The following is a 16,133-nucleotide window of genomic DNA, read 5'->3' as shown; positions in this document are numbered from 1 at the left end:
GTTATGATAACTATTAATTTCTGCGCTAAAGAAAAGGGCTTATAAATGCACGAAGGTGTGATGAAGGCATGGCTAGAATCTTCACATTTAAACGGCGGCAACGTTGCTTATGTAGAAGAGCTTTATGAAGCGTATTTAGACGATGCGACTTCTGTGCCAGATGAATGGCGAGAAGTGTTCGAACAATTACCTAAAGTTGATGGTGTGGATGTTGAAGTAAAACATTCAGAAGTTCGAACGCAGTTTGCACAGCTTGCAAAAAACAAGCATAGAGAAGTAGTGGTAGCAGAGGGTAGTGGCGGTGACCTTAAACAGGTTAAAGTTCTACAACTTATTAATGCTTTCCGTTTTCGTGGACACCAAAATGCAAACCTAGATCCATTAGGTATTTGGCAACGAGAGCGTGTACGAGATTTAGAGCTAGAGTACCACGACTTATCTTCAAGTGATTTTGACCGCGAGTTTAACGTAGGATCGTTTGCCGTAGGCCGCGATACTATGCCTTTAGGTGAACTATACCAAGCACTAAAAACTACATATTGTGGTTCAATTGGCGCTGAGTATATGCACATCACATCAACAGAGGAAAAGCGTTGGTTACAACAGCGTTTAGAATCTGTCCAGTCTAGGCCAAAATTCGAAAAAGACGAAAAGCTGCGTATCCTAAAAGGATTAACTGCTGCTGACGGACTTGAAAAATATTTAGGGGCTAAGTTCCCAGGTGCTAAGCGTTTCTCACTTGAAGGTGGCGATGCGTTAGTTCCAATGTTAAAAGAGCTTATTCACCGCGCTGGTGAAAGCGGCCAACAAGAAGCTGTTATTGGTATGGCTCACCGTGGTCGTTTAAATGTTCTTGTAAATGTACTTGGTAAAAATCCATCAGAATTATTTGATGAGTTTGCTGGTAAACATAAAGAAACATTAAGTTCTGGCGATGTTAAATACCACATGGGTTATTCATCTGACTTTGCTACTAAAGGTGGCAATGTTCATATGGCGCTTGCGTTTAACCCGTCTCATCTTGAAATTGTAAATCCAGTTGTTATGGGCTCAGTACGTGCTCGTCTTGACCGCTTAGGTGACAGTTCTGGTATTAAAGCTTTACCAATTACAATTCATGGTGATTCTGCGGTTACTGGCCAAGGTGTTGTACAAGAAACGTTTAACTTATCACAAACTAACGCGTTTAGTTGTGGTGGTAGTATTCGTATTGTTGTAAATAACCAAGTTGGTTTTACTACATCAAAACAAGACGATGTACGCTCTACTGATTACTGTACTGACATTGCTAAAATGGTTCAGTCACCTATCTTCCATGTTAACTCTGATGACCCTGAAGCAGTTGCATTTGTTACTCAAATTGCACTTGATTTCAGAAACCAGTTTAAACGTGACGTAGTAATCGATTTAGTATGTTACCGTCGCCATGGTCACAATGAAGCTGATGAGCCTAATGCAACTCAGCCTGTTATGTACCAAAAAATTAAAAAACACCCAGTTCCACGTTTAATATACGCAGACCAACTTATAGCTGAAGGCTCTTTTTCTGAACAAGAAATAAAAGCACTTGCTGATGAGTACCGTAATGCATTAGACGAAGGCAACTGTGTTGTTTCAGAAATACAACCAGAGACATCGCATTCTTCAGATTGGGCAAAGTATGTTGGCCATGAATGGGATGTTGATTACGATGCCAGCGTACCTGTTGAAGAGCTCAAAGCACTCGGTGAGAAAATCGCTTCTTACCCAGAGCAATATAAAGCACAGTCACGCGTTAAAAAGATTTACGATGATCGTAAATTAATGGCTTCTGGTGAGAAACCTCTAGATTGGGGTATGGCAGAAACACTTGCTTATGCAACAATTGCAACTGAAGGCACTGACATTCGTTTAACTGGTCAGGATTCAGGGCGTGGTACATTCTTCCATCGTCATGCTGTTGTTCACAGTCAATCAGACGGCGCTACTTATACACCTCTACAGCACTTAAGCGAAGATCAAGGTACTTTTGAAGTATTTGACTCTGTTTTATCTGAAGAAGCTGTAGTTGCTTTTGAATACGGTTATGCAACTGCAGAGCCTACTTCATTAGTACTTTGGGAAGCACAGTTTGGTGATTTCGCCAACGGTGCACAAGTTGTATTTGACCAATTCCTAAGTTCTGGTGAGCAAAAATGGGGCCGTTTATGTGGTCTTACAATTTTGTTACCACATGGCTATGAAGGACAAGGTCCAGAGCATAGTTCAGCTCGCTTAGAGCGTTTCCTACAACTATGTGCTGATCACAACATGCAAGTATGTGTTCCATCTACTCCTGCACAAGTTTACGCTATGCTTCGTCGTCAATCAGTTCGACCACTACGTCGTCCGTTGATTGTTATGACGCCTAAGTCGTTGCTTCGTCATCCTCTTGCAACTTCATCGCTTGAAGAGCTATCGCATGGTGTTTTCCATAATATGATCGACGAAGTTGATGATATTAACCCTGAGAAAGTTGAACGCGTTGTATTTTGTAGTGGTAAAGTTTATTACGAACTATTACAAGAGCGTCGTAAGCTAGAGCAAGATAATATTGCTATTGTTCGTGTTGAGCAGTTATATCCGTTCCCACATGACGAAATGCAAACAATTATGGAGCGTTACCAACACGTAACTGATTTTGTATGGTGTCAAGAAGAACCACAAAACCAAGGTGCATGGTACTGTTCACAACATCACTTTATTGATGCAATCCCACAAGGTGCTAAATTAAAATATGCAGGACGTAAAGCGTCTGCATCACCAGCGTGTGGTTACATGTCAGTACATACTAAAGAACAACAAGCGCTCGTTGCCGACGCGCTTACTATAGAAAATAAAGGATAAGCAATGAGCACAGAAATTAAAGTTCCTGTTCTTCCTGAGTCGGTTGCAGATGCTACCGTTGCTACATGGCATGTAAGTGTTGGCGACAAAGTAACTCGCGATCAAAACTTAGTAGACATTGAAACAGATAAAGTGGTTTTAGAAGTTGTTGCACAGCATGACGGTGTAATTACAGAAATATCACAAGAAGAAGGTGCAACCGTACTTGGCGATCAAGTTATGGGTTTACTTGGTGATGCTGATGCAGCGCCAGAAAGTGAAGGTTCATCTAAAGAAGAATCAGCACCAGCTAAATCAGAAGACGCGCCAGCGGCGCAATCAGCACCAGCATCAGAAGGTAAAGAAGTGGACATTAAAGTACCTGTACTTCCAGAATCAGTTGCAGACGCAACAATTGCTACATGGCATGTACAACCAGGTGACGCTGTAACACGCGACCAAAACTTGGTAGATATTGAAACAGATAAAGTTGTTCTTGAAGTAGTAGCTCAAGAAGATGGCATCATGGGTGATATCATTCACAACGAAGGCGATACTGTACTAGGCGAGCAAGTAATTGGTTCGGTTAAAGCAGGCGGTGCACCAGCGGCTCCAGCTGCAAAAGCAGACGAAACGCTAGCAGCAGATTCTAGCGAAAGTTCAGATGTGTTAACACCATCAGTTCGTCGTTTAATTGCTGAGAAAGGCTTAGACGCTTCTAAAATTAACGGCACGGGTAAAAATGGCCGTGTAACTAAAGAAGACGTTGATACGTTCTTAAAAGCACCAGCGCCAGCGGCTAAAAAAGCAGAAGCTTCAGCTCCTGCAGCACCGATGGGCGATCGTACTCAAAAACGTGTTCCTATGACTCGCCTACGTAAAACGATTGCTACACGTCTTCTTGAAGCTAAAAATTCAACTGCAATGTTAACAACATTCAACGAAGTGAACATGGAACCAATCATGAGCCTTCGTAAGCAGTACCAAGAAGTATTTGAAAAGCGTCATGGCATTCGTTTAGGTTTCATGTCTTTCTACGTGAAAGCGGTAACTGAAGCACTTAAACGCTTCCCAGATGTTAATGCATCAATTGATGGTGACGATATTGTTTACCATAACTATTTTGATATCAGCATTGCAGTATCTACTCCACGTGGTTTAGTTACTCCAGTACTTAAAGATTGTGACAAACTATCTGTTGCTGAAATCGAAAAGGGTATTCGCGAATTAGCACTTAAAGGTCGTGATGGTAAGCTAACGCTTGCAGATATGACCGGTGGTAATTTCACTATTACTAATGGCGGCGTATTTGGTTCATTACTATCTACACCTATCATTAACTTGCCACAGTCTTCAATTTTAGGTATGCATAAAATCCAAGACCGTCCGATGGCTGTAAATGGTAAAGTAGAAATACTTCCTATGATGTATTTAGCACTTTCTTATGACCACCGTATCATTGATGGTAAAGAATCTGTTGGTTTCTTAGTGACTATTAAAGAGTTACTTGAAGATCCAACTCGCTTATTGCTAGATGTTTAATCTAGTTGTATGAAATGTAAGCTGTGAATGAACATTCACAGCTTTTTTTTTGCGCCTTTGGTCTTACTGGGGTTTTCATGTTAAGCCTTGGGATCTATACTAGGTGCGCAATTTGGGATAGTTGTTTATTTGAAAAAATATTCAGCTCTTTTAGTATAAAAAATTGGATAAAGCATCATGAATTTGCATGAGTATCAGGCAAAACAACTTTTTGCCGAATATGGTTTACCAGTTTCTCAGGGTTTCGCTTGCGATACACCTGAAGAAGCTGCAGCAGCTGCTGAAAAAATCGGCGGTGATATGTGGGTTGTTAAAACTCAGGTTCACGCAGGTGGACGCGGTAAAGCTGGCGGTGTAAAGCTAGTAAAAACTATCGACGAAGTAAAAGCGTTTGCAGCTAACTGGTTGGGTAAAAACCTAGTTACTTACCAAACAGACGAGAAAGGCCAGCCAGTAGCTAAAATTTTAGTTGAAAGCTGTACTGACATTGCTAACGAATTGTACCTAGGTGCAGTAGTTGACCGTGCATCTCGCAAAGTAGTTTTCATGGCGTCTACTGAAGGCGGCGTTGAAATTGAAACTGTTGCAGAAGAAACACCAGAGCTTATCCACAAAGCTGAAATTGATCCATTAGTGGGCCCTCAAGCTTACCAAGCACGTGAACTAGGCTTTAAATTGGGTCTTAACCCAGTACAAATGAAGCAGTTTGTTAAGATCTTTATGGGTCTTGGTAACATGTTTACTGATTTTGATTTCGCACTACTTGAGATCAACCCGTTAGTAATTACAGACGAAGGTAACCTTCACTGTCTTGACGGAAAAATCGGTATTGATGGTAATGCACTTTACCGTCAGCCTAAAATCCGTGAGTTCCACGATCCATCTCAAGAGGATGCACGTGAAGCACACGCAGCAAGCTTCGAGCTCAACTACGTTGCTCTAGATGGCAATGTAGGTTGTATGGTTAACGGTGCAGGCCTAGCAATGGGTACTATGGACATCGTAAACCTACACGGCGGCAAACCGGCTAACTTCTTAGATGTTGGCGGCGGCGCGACTAAAGAACGTGTTTCTGAAGCATTCAAAATCATCCTTTCTGACGACAATGTTAAAGCTGTTTTAGTAAACATCTTTGGCGGTATCGTACGTTGTGACATGATTGCTGAAGGTATCATTGGCGCAGTTAAAGAAGTTGGCGTAAATGTACCTGTAGTTGTACGTTTAGAAGGTACTAATGCTGAATTAGGTCGTGAAGTTCTTAAGAACTCAGGTCTAGATATCATTGCTGCTGAATCACTAACAGACGCTGCTGAGAAAGTTGTTGCTGCTGCGGAGGGCAAATAATGTCTGTATTAATCAATAAAGATACAAAAGTTATCTGTCAAGGTTTCACTGGTGGCCAAGGTACTTTCCACTCAGAGCAAGCGCTTGAGTACGGTACACAAATGGTTGGTGGTGTAAGCCCAGGTAAAGGCGGTCAAACGCACCTTGGTCTTCCTGTATTCAACACAGTTCGTGATGCTGTTCAAGAAACTGGCGCAACTGCTTCAGTTATCTACGTACCAGCTCCTTTCTGTAAAGATGCAATCTTAGAAGCTATCGATGCTGGCATCGAGCTGATTGTTTGTATCACTGAAGGTATCCCTACGCTTGATATGGTTGACGTAAAAGTTAAACTAGATCAAACAGGTACTCGTATGATCGGTCCTAACTGTCCAGGTGTTATTACTCCTGGTGAGACTAAGATTGGTATCATGCCTGGTCACATCCACAAACCTGGTAAAGTAGGTATTGTTTCTCGCTCTGGTACTTTAACGTACGAAGCGGTTAAGCAAACTACTGATGCTGGTTTTGGTCAGTCTACGTGTGTTGGTATTGGTGGTGATCCAATCCCAGGTACTAACTTTATCGACGTTTTAGAAATGTTCGAAAAAGATCCACAAACTGAAGCAATCGTAATGATTGGTGAAATTGGTGGTACTGCAGAAGAAGAAGCTGCAGAGTACATCAAAGCTAACGTAACTAAACCTGTAGTATCTTACATTGCTGGTGTTACTGCACCAGAAGGTAAGCGTATGGGTCACGCTGGCGCAATCATCGCAGGCGGTAAAGGTACTGCTGATGAGAAATTTGCTGCATTAGAAGCTGCGGGCGTAAAAACTGTACGTTCACTTGCTGAAATCGGTAAAGCACTTAAAGAGAAAACAGGCTGGTAATTGCTTGTTTCCTCTGAAAAGGCCCGCTTATGCGGGCCTTTTTGTTATTGAGGTAAATTTAGAACGGATAACTAATATGCTGAAAAAAGCGTACAGACAAATCTTGTCGTTGCTTATTTATGGCCAGCTCGTTACATAATGCATGAATTGTTTTCTCTACTTGGTTCATAAAGCGGCCATAACCAATTTCATGTTTATCCTGCTGCGTTGCGACAATAACAAAATGTATTGTTTCTACTAATTTTGTTGCTTCATAAAAATACTTAATTTGATTTTCATTTGATTCAACATCAAAGCTCAACTTTTGTAACTCTGCATTACCTTCATTTTTATCTATTTTACTGTTTCGGACAATGGGTATTGCGCCATTAGCTACCATTGCACCGTGTGTCAGTTTATTTTGTTCACATGCGCGTTTAAAACTATCTGCAAAGTAATCATAAAACTTTTCCACATCGTTATTGTTCACCATTGTTTGAAACTGTGTTTTGATGGCCCGAGAAACCGCAATGGTAAATGTTGCGTAAGTCATTTCAGCATAGTCACTAGGAATATTACATTGCCTTGATTGATAACGAGGGTAGAGGCTCCTGAGTTTATATCCATAACTCTCTTTATTTCCCTTATCTTTAGCAAATAAATCGTAAGTTAGATGTTGGTGATCGCGAAGTTTAAATTGGGGCTGATTTATAAATAACTGTTCTTGGAGTAAGTTTAATACTTTTTGCACTCTATTGTGAAACAAAGCGGAGTTTGCACGTAAGTCTTCACCCGTGGCTAAAAACAAGAAACGTATTTTCTTACTTTTTATATCTGGTGAGTAATAAATTTTATGTGCCTCGTGATAACGAGGATTATAAAAAAACAACATCTGCTTGTCGGTTTCTAGTTGATATAACTCATCATGAAAGCGTACAACCGGTAGTTTATCGTTTGCTAATAAATGTACATTATGCAGTTCATACTCATCACAACATGCAAATAATTGACGCGCAATACGCTCGTAGCAACAGTTTATAGTGCTAAAGCTATTATAAAATGCTTCATTAGGTATTATTTCAGCCAATAAATAGTGGTTAGCGCGTGCATTAGTTGGAATATATATACGGTGTTGATTAAGTGTCGCCATCTTAGAATTCTTATAAAGTAGGTTATTTAGTTACTATAATTGGCTTTGATGACCTAAATGTTGCGTTTAAACAAATTTTATTCATAAACAATTGAACAAGTGGATTAAAGTTAATCAATATCTAAAATAAACCTTAATCTATTGCTGTATGTTAGTGTATGTTTTTGTAATAATGCATTAGTTTTGTTATTACGTAATATTTAGAGGATCACACTCCTATGGCGGAAATTGAGAATCGCCCAAGTAACTTTATTAGAACCCGAATTGATGAAGACTTAGCAAGTGGCAAACATGCGACAACGCATACACGTTTTCCACCTGAACCAAATGGTTTTTTACATATTGGCCATGCCAAATCAATTTGTTTGAATTTTGGTATCGCAAAAGACTACAACGGTTTATGTAACCTACGTTTTGACGATACAAACCCTGAAAAAGAAGACATTAACTACGTTAACTCTATTAAAGAGGATGTACAGTGGTTAGGCTTTAATTGGGATGGCGACATAAAGTATTCTTCTAACTATTTTGATACTTTATATGGTTACGCAGTAGAGCTTATTGAAAAAGGCTTAGCGTACGTTTGTTTTTTAACTGCAGACGAAGCAAGACAGTACCGCGGTACATTAAAAGAGCCAGGTAAAAACAGTCCTTATAGAGATACTTCAGTTGAAGAAAATCTAGCGTTATTTGAAAAAATGCGCGCTGGCGAATTCAAAGAAGGTGAATGTGTACTGCGTGCTAAAATTGATATGGCAAGCTCATTTATGGTGCTTCGCGATCCAATTATTTACCGTGTACGTTTTGCTCATCATCATCAAACAGCTGACAAGTGGTGCATTTACCCAATGTATGACTTCACTCACTGTATTTCTGATGCGCTTGAAGGTATTACACATTCATTATGTACATTAGAGTTTCAAGATAACCGTCGTTTATACGACTGGGTACTTGATAACATTAGTTTAGAGTGTCACCCACAGCAAATTGAGTTTTCGCGCTTAAATCTTGAATACACTATTATGTCAAAGCGTAAGCTAAATGATTTAGTAGTAAATAACTATGTAGAAGGGTGGGATGACCCTCGTATGCCTACTATTGCAGGTTTACGTCGTCGTGGTTATACACCAGGTTCAATTCGTGAATTTTGTTTGCGTATTGGTGTAACAAAACAAGAGAATATGGTTGAAATGGGCATGCTTGAAGCCTGTATCCGTGAAGACTTAAACGAAAATGCACCACGTGCAATGGCTGTACTCGATCCTGTTAAAATCGTTATTGAAAATTACGATGCAGATAAAGTTGAAACTTTATCAGTGGCTAATCACCCAAATAAAGAAGAAATGGGGCGTCGTGATGTTCCATTTACTCGTGAAATCTATATTGAACGAGAAGACTTTAAAGAAGAAGCGAATAATAAATTCAAACGTTTAGTACTTGATAAAGAAGTACGCTTACGTGGTGCTTATGTTATTAAAGCGCAGCGTGTTGAAAAAGACGGAAATGGCGAAATCACAACTATTTTCTGTACTTACGACAGCGAAACACTTGGTAAAAACCCAAGTGACGGTCGTAAAGTAAAAGGTGTTATTCATTGGGTTTCAGCACCAGAGTCTATTACTGCAGAAGTTCGTTTATACGACCGTTTGTTTAGTGTACCAAATCCAGCAGCTGCAGAGGAATTTGAAACTACGCTAAACCCAGAGTCACTGGTTGTTTTACCTAATGCTAAATTAGAACCATCGCTTGCTAATTCACGAGCAGAGCAGGGCTTTCAGTTTGAGCGTACGGGTTATTTCTCTCGTGATTCTAAATCAGAGAACGTTGTATTTAATCAAACAGTGGGTCTTCGCGATTCATGGTCTAAAACTCAATAAGTAATACTTAAAATATACCCAGGATTTACTGGGTATATTCAATATTATCGTCTTTTAGGCACAAAAAAACCTGCACTTAGCAGGTTTTTTTATTGCTTATAAAAGCGGTATTAGCTGTTAGCGTCGCTAAATTCTTTACACGCTGCTTTATCATTACACTCACCGTATAAATACAATGAATGATTTGTAAGAGTAATACCATTTTCTTCAGCAATTTCTAGTTGACGACGCTCAATCATGTCATCTTCAAACTCTACTACTTTGCCACATTTCAAACATACTAAATGATCGTGGTGAGTGCTTCCAGAAAGTTCAAATACTGATTTTCCGCCTTCAAAGTGATGACGGCTTACAATACCCGCATCATCAAATTGGTTAAGTACGCGGTATACAGTTGCAAGACCAATTTCTTCACCTAGATCCAAAAGAATTTTGTAAACATCTTCAGCACTGATGTGTTGGTTATCTGGAGATTGTAAAATCTCTAATATTTTAATACGCGGTAAAGTTACTTTTAAACCGGCTTTTTTAAGTTCCAAGTTATGATCAGTCATTAAATCTGTCTCAATTTTATTTGGTTATACTAGACATCTTGCAAAGATGTACACGACACATTAGCAACAAACAGGATAACGTGCCTAAGCGTTAAGTGCAAAGAACAATTGATTTATATTGCCTCTAAAGCTTAAAACGCTAACTGTTTGATAATTATTAAACAGCTAGCGATATATGCAGTAAATTAGTCAGCTAATTCACTTAAACACATTTCTTCATATACTTGAGCAGACCATGCTTTAACACGTTGTTCTGTAAGCTCTGGTTGACGGTCTTCGTCGATACCCAAACCTACAAAGTGCTTATCATCAGCCATTCCTTTAGATGCTTCAAAGTCATAGCTTTCACTTGGCCAATGGCCCACAACAATAGCGCCACGTTCAGTAACAATATCGTTGATCATGCCCATTGCATCTAAAAAGTACTCAGCGTAATCTTCTTGGTCACCACAACCAAAAATAGCAACAAGTTTACCTTCAAAGTCTACTTCCTCAAGTTCTGGAAAAAAGTCATCCCAGTCACATTGAGCTTCACCGTAGTACCAAGTAGGGATACCGAATAAGATTAAATCAAATTCAGCAATCTCTTCTTTAGAGCTTTTTGCAATATCATGAACAGCCACTAGCTTTTTACCCAATTCTTTTTGGATCATTTTTGCTACGTGTTCTGTGTTACCTGTGTCACTTCCGAAAAAAATGCCTACACTTGCCATGGATTTAAAACCTTTTATGTATCAATAGCCAATCTTTCTTGTAAAATCGTTTCAATCAGCGCACTACGGCTAATATTTTGTGCATCTGCCATATCACTCAATGCTTGATATAACTGCGATGAAACTTTAAATTCAACACGCTTTAAACCACGTGCTTTATCTCTTTTTATTTGATTACGTTTATTTACCTTTAACTGCATATCCCGAGAAAGGGGATTGGTTTTAGGTCTGCCTGGGCGTTTTTCGTATTCAAATAAATCGAGTGTAGTTCTATCTGTTTCTGACTTCGCCATGCTTAACCTACACCTGCGCCTTGCCAAAATACTTGAATAAGCCCTTTAGCAATAAAGCCTGAACAACCTAAAAAGAGCACGCCCCAAACAATGTATTGTCCGAACTTTGGTACATTGCCACTTTTTAGTACGTCTTTAATTGCCATGCCGATGAATATGAAAATACCGGCTAAGCCAAAATACAACCCTAGGGTATCAAATTCGTTAATTAACTGACTGACCATCAACGTATAACCTTTAAATTAAACGGCGCGTACTATAGCATATAAATATTCATATATTTAGTGCGCTGAATTAAAAACACGCGATTAAAATTGCTTTAAACCGCAGTTAAAAAGTCATTTATCGCTTTATTAACAGCAAGAGGCTTTTGAGCATGAAGCCAATGACCTGCGCCATGAATAATTTTAGCCTTGGTGTTTTTAAAGCGTGCTGTAATTGCAGTACGATGCTCAGGCAATATATAGTCAGAATCATTACCTTTAATGAAAAGAGTATCGCATAAACAAGAATTGTTTTCATTAACATTGGATGTGATTGTCGAATATTTTTCATCAAGCACATTTAAGTTAAATCGCCATGCAAAATGACCTTCTTCATTTTTAGCGAGGCTCTTAAGTAAAAACTGTCGAACCCCCAGCTCTTCAATATAAGGCTGCATAATTGCATCAGCTTGCTTTCTATCGTCTATTGACTGCGTTGAAACTGCTTTTAATGCTTGTAATATTTTTGTGTGGCGAGCAGGGTAACTAACAGGTGCAATATCAAGTACAACCAATTTATTTACCAGTTCAGGGTGTGTTAGTGCTAATTCCATTGCGACTTTCCCACCCATAGAGTGACCAACTAAATGAGCTTTATCTATGTTTAAATGTGCTAATAACTCGACAATATCTTGAGCCATTGCAGGGTAGTTCATTTCATCACTATGAGGAGAAAGCCCGTGGTTGCGTAAATCAACGTTAATAACATTAAAGTGTTCACTTAATGGTTTTGCGATTACATTTAGGTTTTCTAATGATCCAAAAAGTCCGTGGATCAAAACAACATTAGGACCTTGCCCTTGTTGCTTGTAATTTAACTGCATACCAGCCTCCTAAAATTTCGCATAGTTTGCCGAGCATTGCGCTAAAAAGCAAAAAATACAGTCACTATTTACCAAATTGGGCTTTTGGGCGTTAAATCAACACCAATTAGGTAAATATTAATATGTTTATGGGAGTGCTTGTTGTAACTCGCATTTTTGATTGGTTTGGGTATAATCACACGGGAGAAAAAATGTGACCCGTAATGACAGGAAGAACATGAAACAAATCGACATAGACGACGAGTTATATCAATATATTGCAAGCAATACTCAAAGTATTGGTGAAAGTGCATCCACTATTTTACGTCGTTTATTAAATCTGAGCGGCGAAAAAATTCAAACCACAAACGTAGAACTAACTCAAAACAATCAAACTGCGACTACGTCTACCGCCACATTAAAAAGCTCAGAGCCATCTGCTGCTGAGACTTCAAAAAAACAAACGCCTGTAGCTCACGCACCCGTGAAGCAAAAAAGCGATAATGTTTTTAATGTATTAAATAAAGAAGAGCTGGCAATGCAAAAGGGCGTTGTTGGACGCTTTTTGTTTATTTTAAGTGCATTTTACCGCACACATAAAACTGATTTTTCGGCTGTATTAGATATAAAAGGCCGTGACCGTGTTTATTTTGCTACCAGTAAAGAAGATTTGGTCAATAGCGGCAGTAGCATGAATCCAAAAAACATAACCGATAGCGAATACTGGGTTATGACGAATTCTAATACTACACGTAAAAAAATGATGCTTCATGAAGTGGCTCTTTGCCTTGGTTATAGTGCAGAGCAAGCTGAAAAAATTCGCGATTACCTGTAAGGAAATATAATGGCTATTCATTCAGGCGCAGGCAAAACTGCTCCACAATCGGCACTGGTTAACGTACCTAAATTAGTATCTGCGTATTACTTAAACGAACCTGATCTTGAACAAAATCCAGAGCATTGTGTTGCCTTTGGTACATCAGGCCACCGTGGTTGTTCTTACGATGTTAAATTTAACGAGTCTCATATTTTAGCCATTACTCAAGCTATTTGTGATTACAGAAAACAAAATGATATTTTTGGTCCGTTATTTTTAGGTAAAGACACACACGCTTTGAGTGAAGCTGCATTTAATTCAGCTATTGAAGTTTTAGTTGCTAACGAAGTGCAAGTGATAACGCAAGAAAACGGTGACTTTACACCAACGCCAGTTATCAGCCACGCCATAGTTAGCCATAACAAGCTACACCCAAATGAGCTTGCAGACGGGATTGTTGTTACGCCTTCGCATAACCCTCCTGAAGATGGTGGCTTTAAATACAACCCACCTAATGGCGGACCTGCTGATACCGACGTTACTAAATGGATTGAAGACAGAGCTAATCAACTTTTATTAGAAGATTTAGTTGAAGTTGAGTTATTCCCATTTGCTAAAGCATCGCGTTCTGGTTTTATCCGCTACGAAGATTTAATGACGCCATACATTGATGATTTAGCAAATATCGTTAATTTAAAAGCAATTAGCGATGCAGGTATTAAAATTGGTATTGATCCATTAGGTGGTTCAGGCATCAATTTTTGGCCAGTTATTGCAAAAAAATATAATTTAGATTTAACCGTCGTTAATGATGTTGTTGATCCTCGTTTTGCTTTTATGCCACTTGATAAAGATGGCAAAATTCGTATGGATTGCTCATCGCCTTATTCAATGGCGAACCTTATTGCGCTAAAAGATGATTTTGATGTGTCTATTGGTAACGACCCTGACTACGATCGTCACGGTATTGTAACGCCAGATGGTTTAATGAATCCAAACCACTTTTTAGCAGTGGCAATTGATTACTTACTTAAACACCGTGATTGGAATGAAACAGTAGAAATTGGTAAAACACTCGTTTCTAGTTCAATGATCGATAAAGTAGCTGCTCGTAACAACCGTAAAGTTAAAGAAGTACCCGTAGGCTTTAAATGGTTTGTTGAAGGTTTAAGCAAAGGTAAGCTTGCCTTTGGTGGCGAAGAAAGCGCAGGTGCTGCATTTTTACGTTTTGATGGCTCTGTATGGTGTACAGACAAAGATGGCTTTATTATGGGTTTACTCGCTGCAGAAATATTAGCTGTAACAGGTAAAACACCATCAACGCTTTATAAAGAATTAGAACAAGAGTTTGGCTCTCCAATTTATAAACGCCTAGATGCACCAGCCACAAGCGGCCAAAAGTCACGTTTAAAAGCATTGAGTGCTTCTGATGTTAAAGCAGATACACTTGCTGGCGAACCTATTTTGCAAAAACTGACTCATGCACCAGGTAACGATGCGGCAATTGGTGGTTTAAAAGTGGTCACTGAAAATGGCTGGTTTGCAGCGCGTCCATCAGGTACTGAAGATATTTATAAAATATACCTTGAATCATTTAAAGGTGAAGAGCATTTAGCGTTACTTGAAAAAGAAGCTAAAAAGTTAGTCGATTCTGTGATCAGCTAACACTGCTTAAACTATTTAAAACGGCTGATTAATTCAGCCGTTTTTGTTTCTATACCTCTACCTTGTGCATATATATGCATAAGAGTTTACTCTCACATTATTTTTAAAGGGCTTATTACATGTCAGCCAATCCATCTTACTTAAATGAATTAAAACAAACAGGTGATTTTTTAACGCTTAGTCGTGACAACGAATGGCATTTAGATGCAGGTGAATTTGTTTTAGATAATGGAACTCGTGTAAATATACACGATACCGGTGTAATTGAGTTTCAACCTGCTGTTAAAACAAGCAAAGATGTAATTTATTCAAGCGCTGTACACGGTAACGAAACTGCGCCAATTGAAATTTGTGATGCGCTCATTAAACAAATTATAAAAGGTGAGCTAGTCCTTAAGCAGCGTGTTTTATTTATTTATGGTAATCCACAATCAATTAATATTGGCCTGCGTTTTGTAGAAGAAAACTTAAATAGATTATTTAATGGTCACCATACAGTTGAAGGTGTACCAATGAATAATGAACGAAACCGCGCTGCAAAGCTTGAGCAATACGTAAGTGACTTTTATGCCCGTGGCCAGCAAGGCAGTAGCCGATGTCATTACGACTTACACACTGCAATTAGAGGCTCTAAAAACGAAAAATTTGCTGTGTATCCATTTTTACATGGTAAGCCATGGAAAAAGTCACAGTTACAATTTTTATTAAGCTGTGGTGTAAATACCGTACTTATGATGAAATCACCCGCAACAACGTTTAGCTATTATTCGTCGTTTGTTCATGGTGCAGACTCGTTTACAGTAGAGCTGGGTCAAGTAAAGCCATTTGGCCAAAATGATATGACCCGCTTTGAAAAAACAAAGCAAACATTAACTGCATTAATTAGCCAAAATGAAGTTAAATACCCTGATTTTAATGCAAGTGAGTTTGAGTTATTTGCAGTGCACCGCACAATTAATAGAACGAAGGATGATTTTAGTTTCCCTTTTTCTGATGATGCTGAGAACTTTACTGGCTTTACGAAAGGTGAACTACTTGCAACCGACGGTGATACAGCGATTTACGCTGACGTTGAAGGTGAGGCTATTATATTTCCAAATGCGAGCGTAGCATTAGGCCAAAGAGCACTGCTTACTGTTATTCCAATGGATATTGATAGCAATTTCGTCTAATTAAACTCATCAGACCACTGGTGACTTCAAGTTAACTATATGATTACTATTAATTAAAGTAACCGTATCGTTAACTTTCCACTTATTTAACCTGTATTTGCTTTTGTTTCGTCCCAGATGTGTTGAATAACACTTTACGTTAACGTAAAGTGTTGGCAGCTTTAATTAAAGATAGTGCAGATGTTGCAAAGTTTAACCAGCAACAATCACCCACAATAATAATTTAAAGGGGCACTGTTTTACCG

14 protein-coding genes are annotated in these 16,133 nt (G+C 39.0%); 8 read left to right on the top strand and 6 right to left on the bottom strand.

The window, feature by feature from the left end:
• The first annotated feature begins 45 nt into the window (after window positions 1–45).
• The 4 genes from sucA to sucD all read left to right on the top strand — a co-directional run bounded on the left by sucA (window position 46) and on the right by sucD (window position 6,602).
• Window positions 46–2,865 (top strand): 2-oxoglutarate dehydrogenase E1 component, encoded by a 2,820-nt coding sequence (sucA, locus tag I6F10_RS08885; protein WP_033021680.1) that lies wholly within the window; start codon window positions 46–48, stop codon window positions 2,863–2,865.
• Window positions 2,866–2,868: 3 nt separating this feature from the next.
• A complete protein-coding gene (odhB, locus tag I6F10_RS08880; protein WP_197098737.1) occupies window positions 2,869–4,386 on the top strand; it encodes a 2-oxoglutarate dehydrogenase complex dihydrolipoyllysine-residue succinyltransferase in 1,518 nt (505 codons plus the stop codon).
• A gap of 177 nt (window positions 4,387–4,563) precedes the next feature.
• Window positions 4,564–5,730 carry an ADP-forming succinate--CoA ligase subunit beta gene (sucC, locus tag I6F10_RS08875; protein ID WP_002961809.1) on the top strand — a complete coding sequence of 389 codons (1,167 nt, stop codon included), beginning with the start codon at window positions 4,564–4,566 and terminating at the stop codon, window positions 5,728–5,730.
• Entirely contained in the window at window positions 5,730–6,602 is an 873-nt protein-coding gene (sucD, locus tag I6F10_RS08870) for a succinate--CoA ligase subunit alpha (RefSeq protein WP_002961811.1), read from the top strand. The genes sucC and sucD overlap by 1 nt, the downstream gene beginning before the upstream one ends.
• Window positions 6,603–6,660: 58 nt before the next feature.
• Here the strand turns inward: sucD and I6F10_RS08865 are convergent, their stop codons facing one another.
• Window positions 6,661–7,731: a DUF3083 family protein gene (locus tag I6F10_RS08865; protein WP_197098736.1), complete on the bottom strand. Its 1,071-nt coding sequence runs from the start codon at window positions 7,729–7,731 to the stop codon at window positions 6,661–6,663.
• Window positions 7,732–7,949: 218 nt separating this feature from the next.
• Between I6F10_RS08865 and glnS the strand changes: the two genes are divergently transcribed.
• Window positions 7,950–9,608, top strand: a complete 1,659-nt coding sequence (glnS, locus tag I6F10_RS08860) for a glutamine--tRNA ligase (RefSeq protein ID WP_197098735.1) — start codon at window positions 7,950–7,952, stop codon at window positions 9,606–9,608.
• Between the two features lie 110 nt (window positions 9,609–9,718).
• Here the strand turns inward: glnS and fur are convergent, their stop codons facing one another.
• The 5 genes from fur to I6F10_RS08835 all read right to left on the bottom strand — a co-directional run bounded on the left by fur (window position 9,719) and on the right by I6F10_RS08835 (window position 12,255).
• Complete coding sequence (gene fur / locus I6F10_RS08855) at window positions 9,719–10,162, bottom strand: ferric iron uptake transcriptional regulator (protein WP_002962922.1); 444 nt, start codon at window positions 10,160–10,162, stop codon at window positions 9,719–9,721.
• A 185-nt stretch (window positions 10,163–10,347) separates the two neighbouring features.
• On the bottom strand, window positions 10,348–10,875 hold the full coding sequence (gene fldA / locus I6F10_RS08850) for a flavodoxin FldA (protein ID WP_007586856.1): 528 nt from the start codon (window positions 10,873–10,875) through the stop codon (window positions 10,348–10,350).
• A gap of 14 nt (window positions 10,876–10,889) precedes the next feature.
• Entirely contained in the window at window positions 10,890–11,168 is a 279-nt protein-coding gene (gene ybfE / locus I6F10_RS08845) for a LexA regulated protein (RefSeq protein WP_002962928.1), read from the bottom strand.
• A gap of 2 nt (window positions 11,169–11,170) precedes the next feature.
• Window positions 11,171–11,392, bottom strand: coding sequence for a DUF2788 domain-containing protein (locus tag I6F10_RS08840; RefSeq protein ID WP_002962930.1), 222 nt, complete (start codon window positions 11,390–11,392; stop codon window positions 11,171–11,173).
• A gap of 95 nt (window positions 11,393–11,487) precedes the next feature.
• A complete protein-coding gene (locus I6F10_RS08835) occupies window positions 11,488–12,255 on the bottom strand; it encodes an alpha/beta fold hydrolase (RefSeq protein ID WP_197098734.1) in 768 nt (255 codons plus the stop codon).
• 217 nt (window positions 12,256–12,472) lie between these two features.
• On the opposite strand from I6F10_RS08835, the gene seqA reads away from it, so the two are divergent.
• From seqA to astE, 3 genes are all read left to right on the top strand, one after another.
• Complete coding sequence (gene seqA, locus I6F10_RS08830; RefSeq protein WP_154903059.1) at window positions 12,473–13,069, top strand: replication initiation negative regulator SeqA; 597 nt, start codon at window positions 12,473–12,475, stop codon at window positions 13,067–13,069.
• A 9-nt stretch (window positions 13,070–13,078) separates the two neighbouring features.
• Window positions 13,079–14,716, top strand: coding sequence for a phosphoglucomutase (alpha-D-glucose-1,6-bisphosphate-dependent) (gene pgm / locus I6F10_RS08825; RefSeq protein ID WP_197098733.1), 1,638 nt, complete (start codon window positions 13,079–13,081; stop codon window positions 14,714–14,716).
• 119 nt (window positions 14,717–14,835) lie between these two features.
• Window positions 14,836–15,888 (top strand): succinylglutamate desuccinylase, encoded by a 1,053-nt coding sequence (gene astE / locus I6F10_RS08820; protein WP_197098732.1) that lies wholly within the window; start codon window positions 14,836–14,838, stop codon window positions 15,886–15,888.
• The last annotated feature ends 245 nt before the right edge of the window (window positions 15,889–16,133 follow it).

The organism is Pseudoalteromonas sp. SWYJZ98 (genome assembly GCF_015864495.1).
Taxonomy (GTDB): Bacteria; Pseudomonadota; Gammaproteobacteria; order Enterobacterales; family Alteromonadaceae; genus Pseudoalteromonas; species Pseudoalteromonas distincta.
The sequence above is the reverse complement of the archived record's forward strand: the minus strand, read 5'-3'. Positions and strand labels throughout refer to the sequence as shown.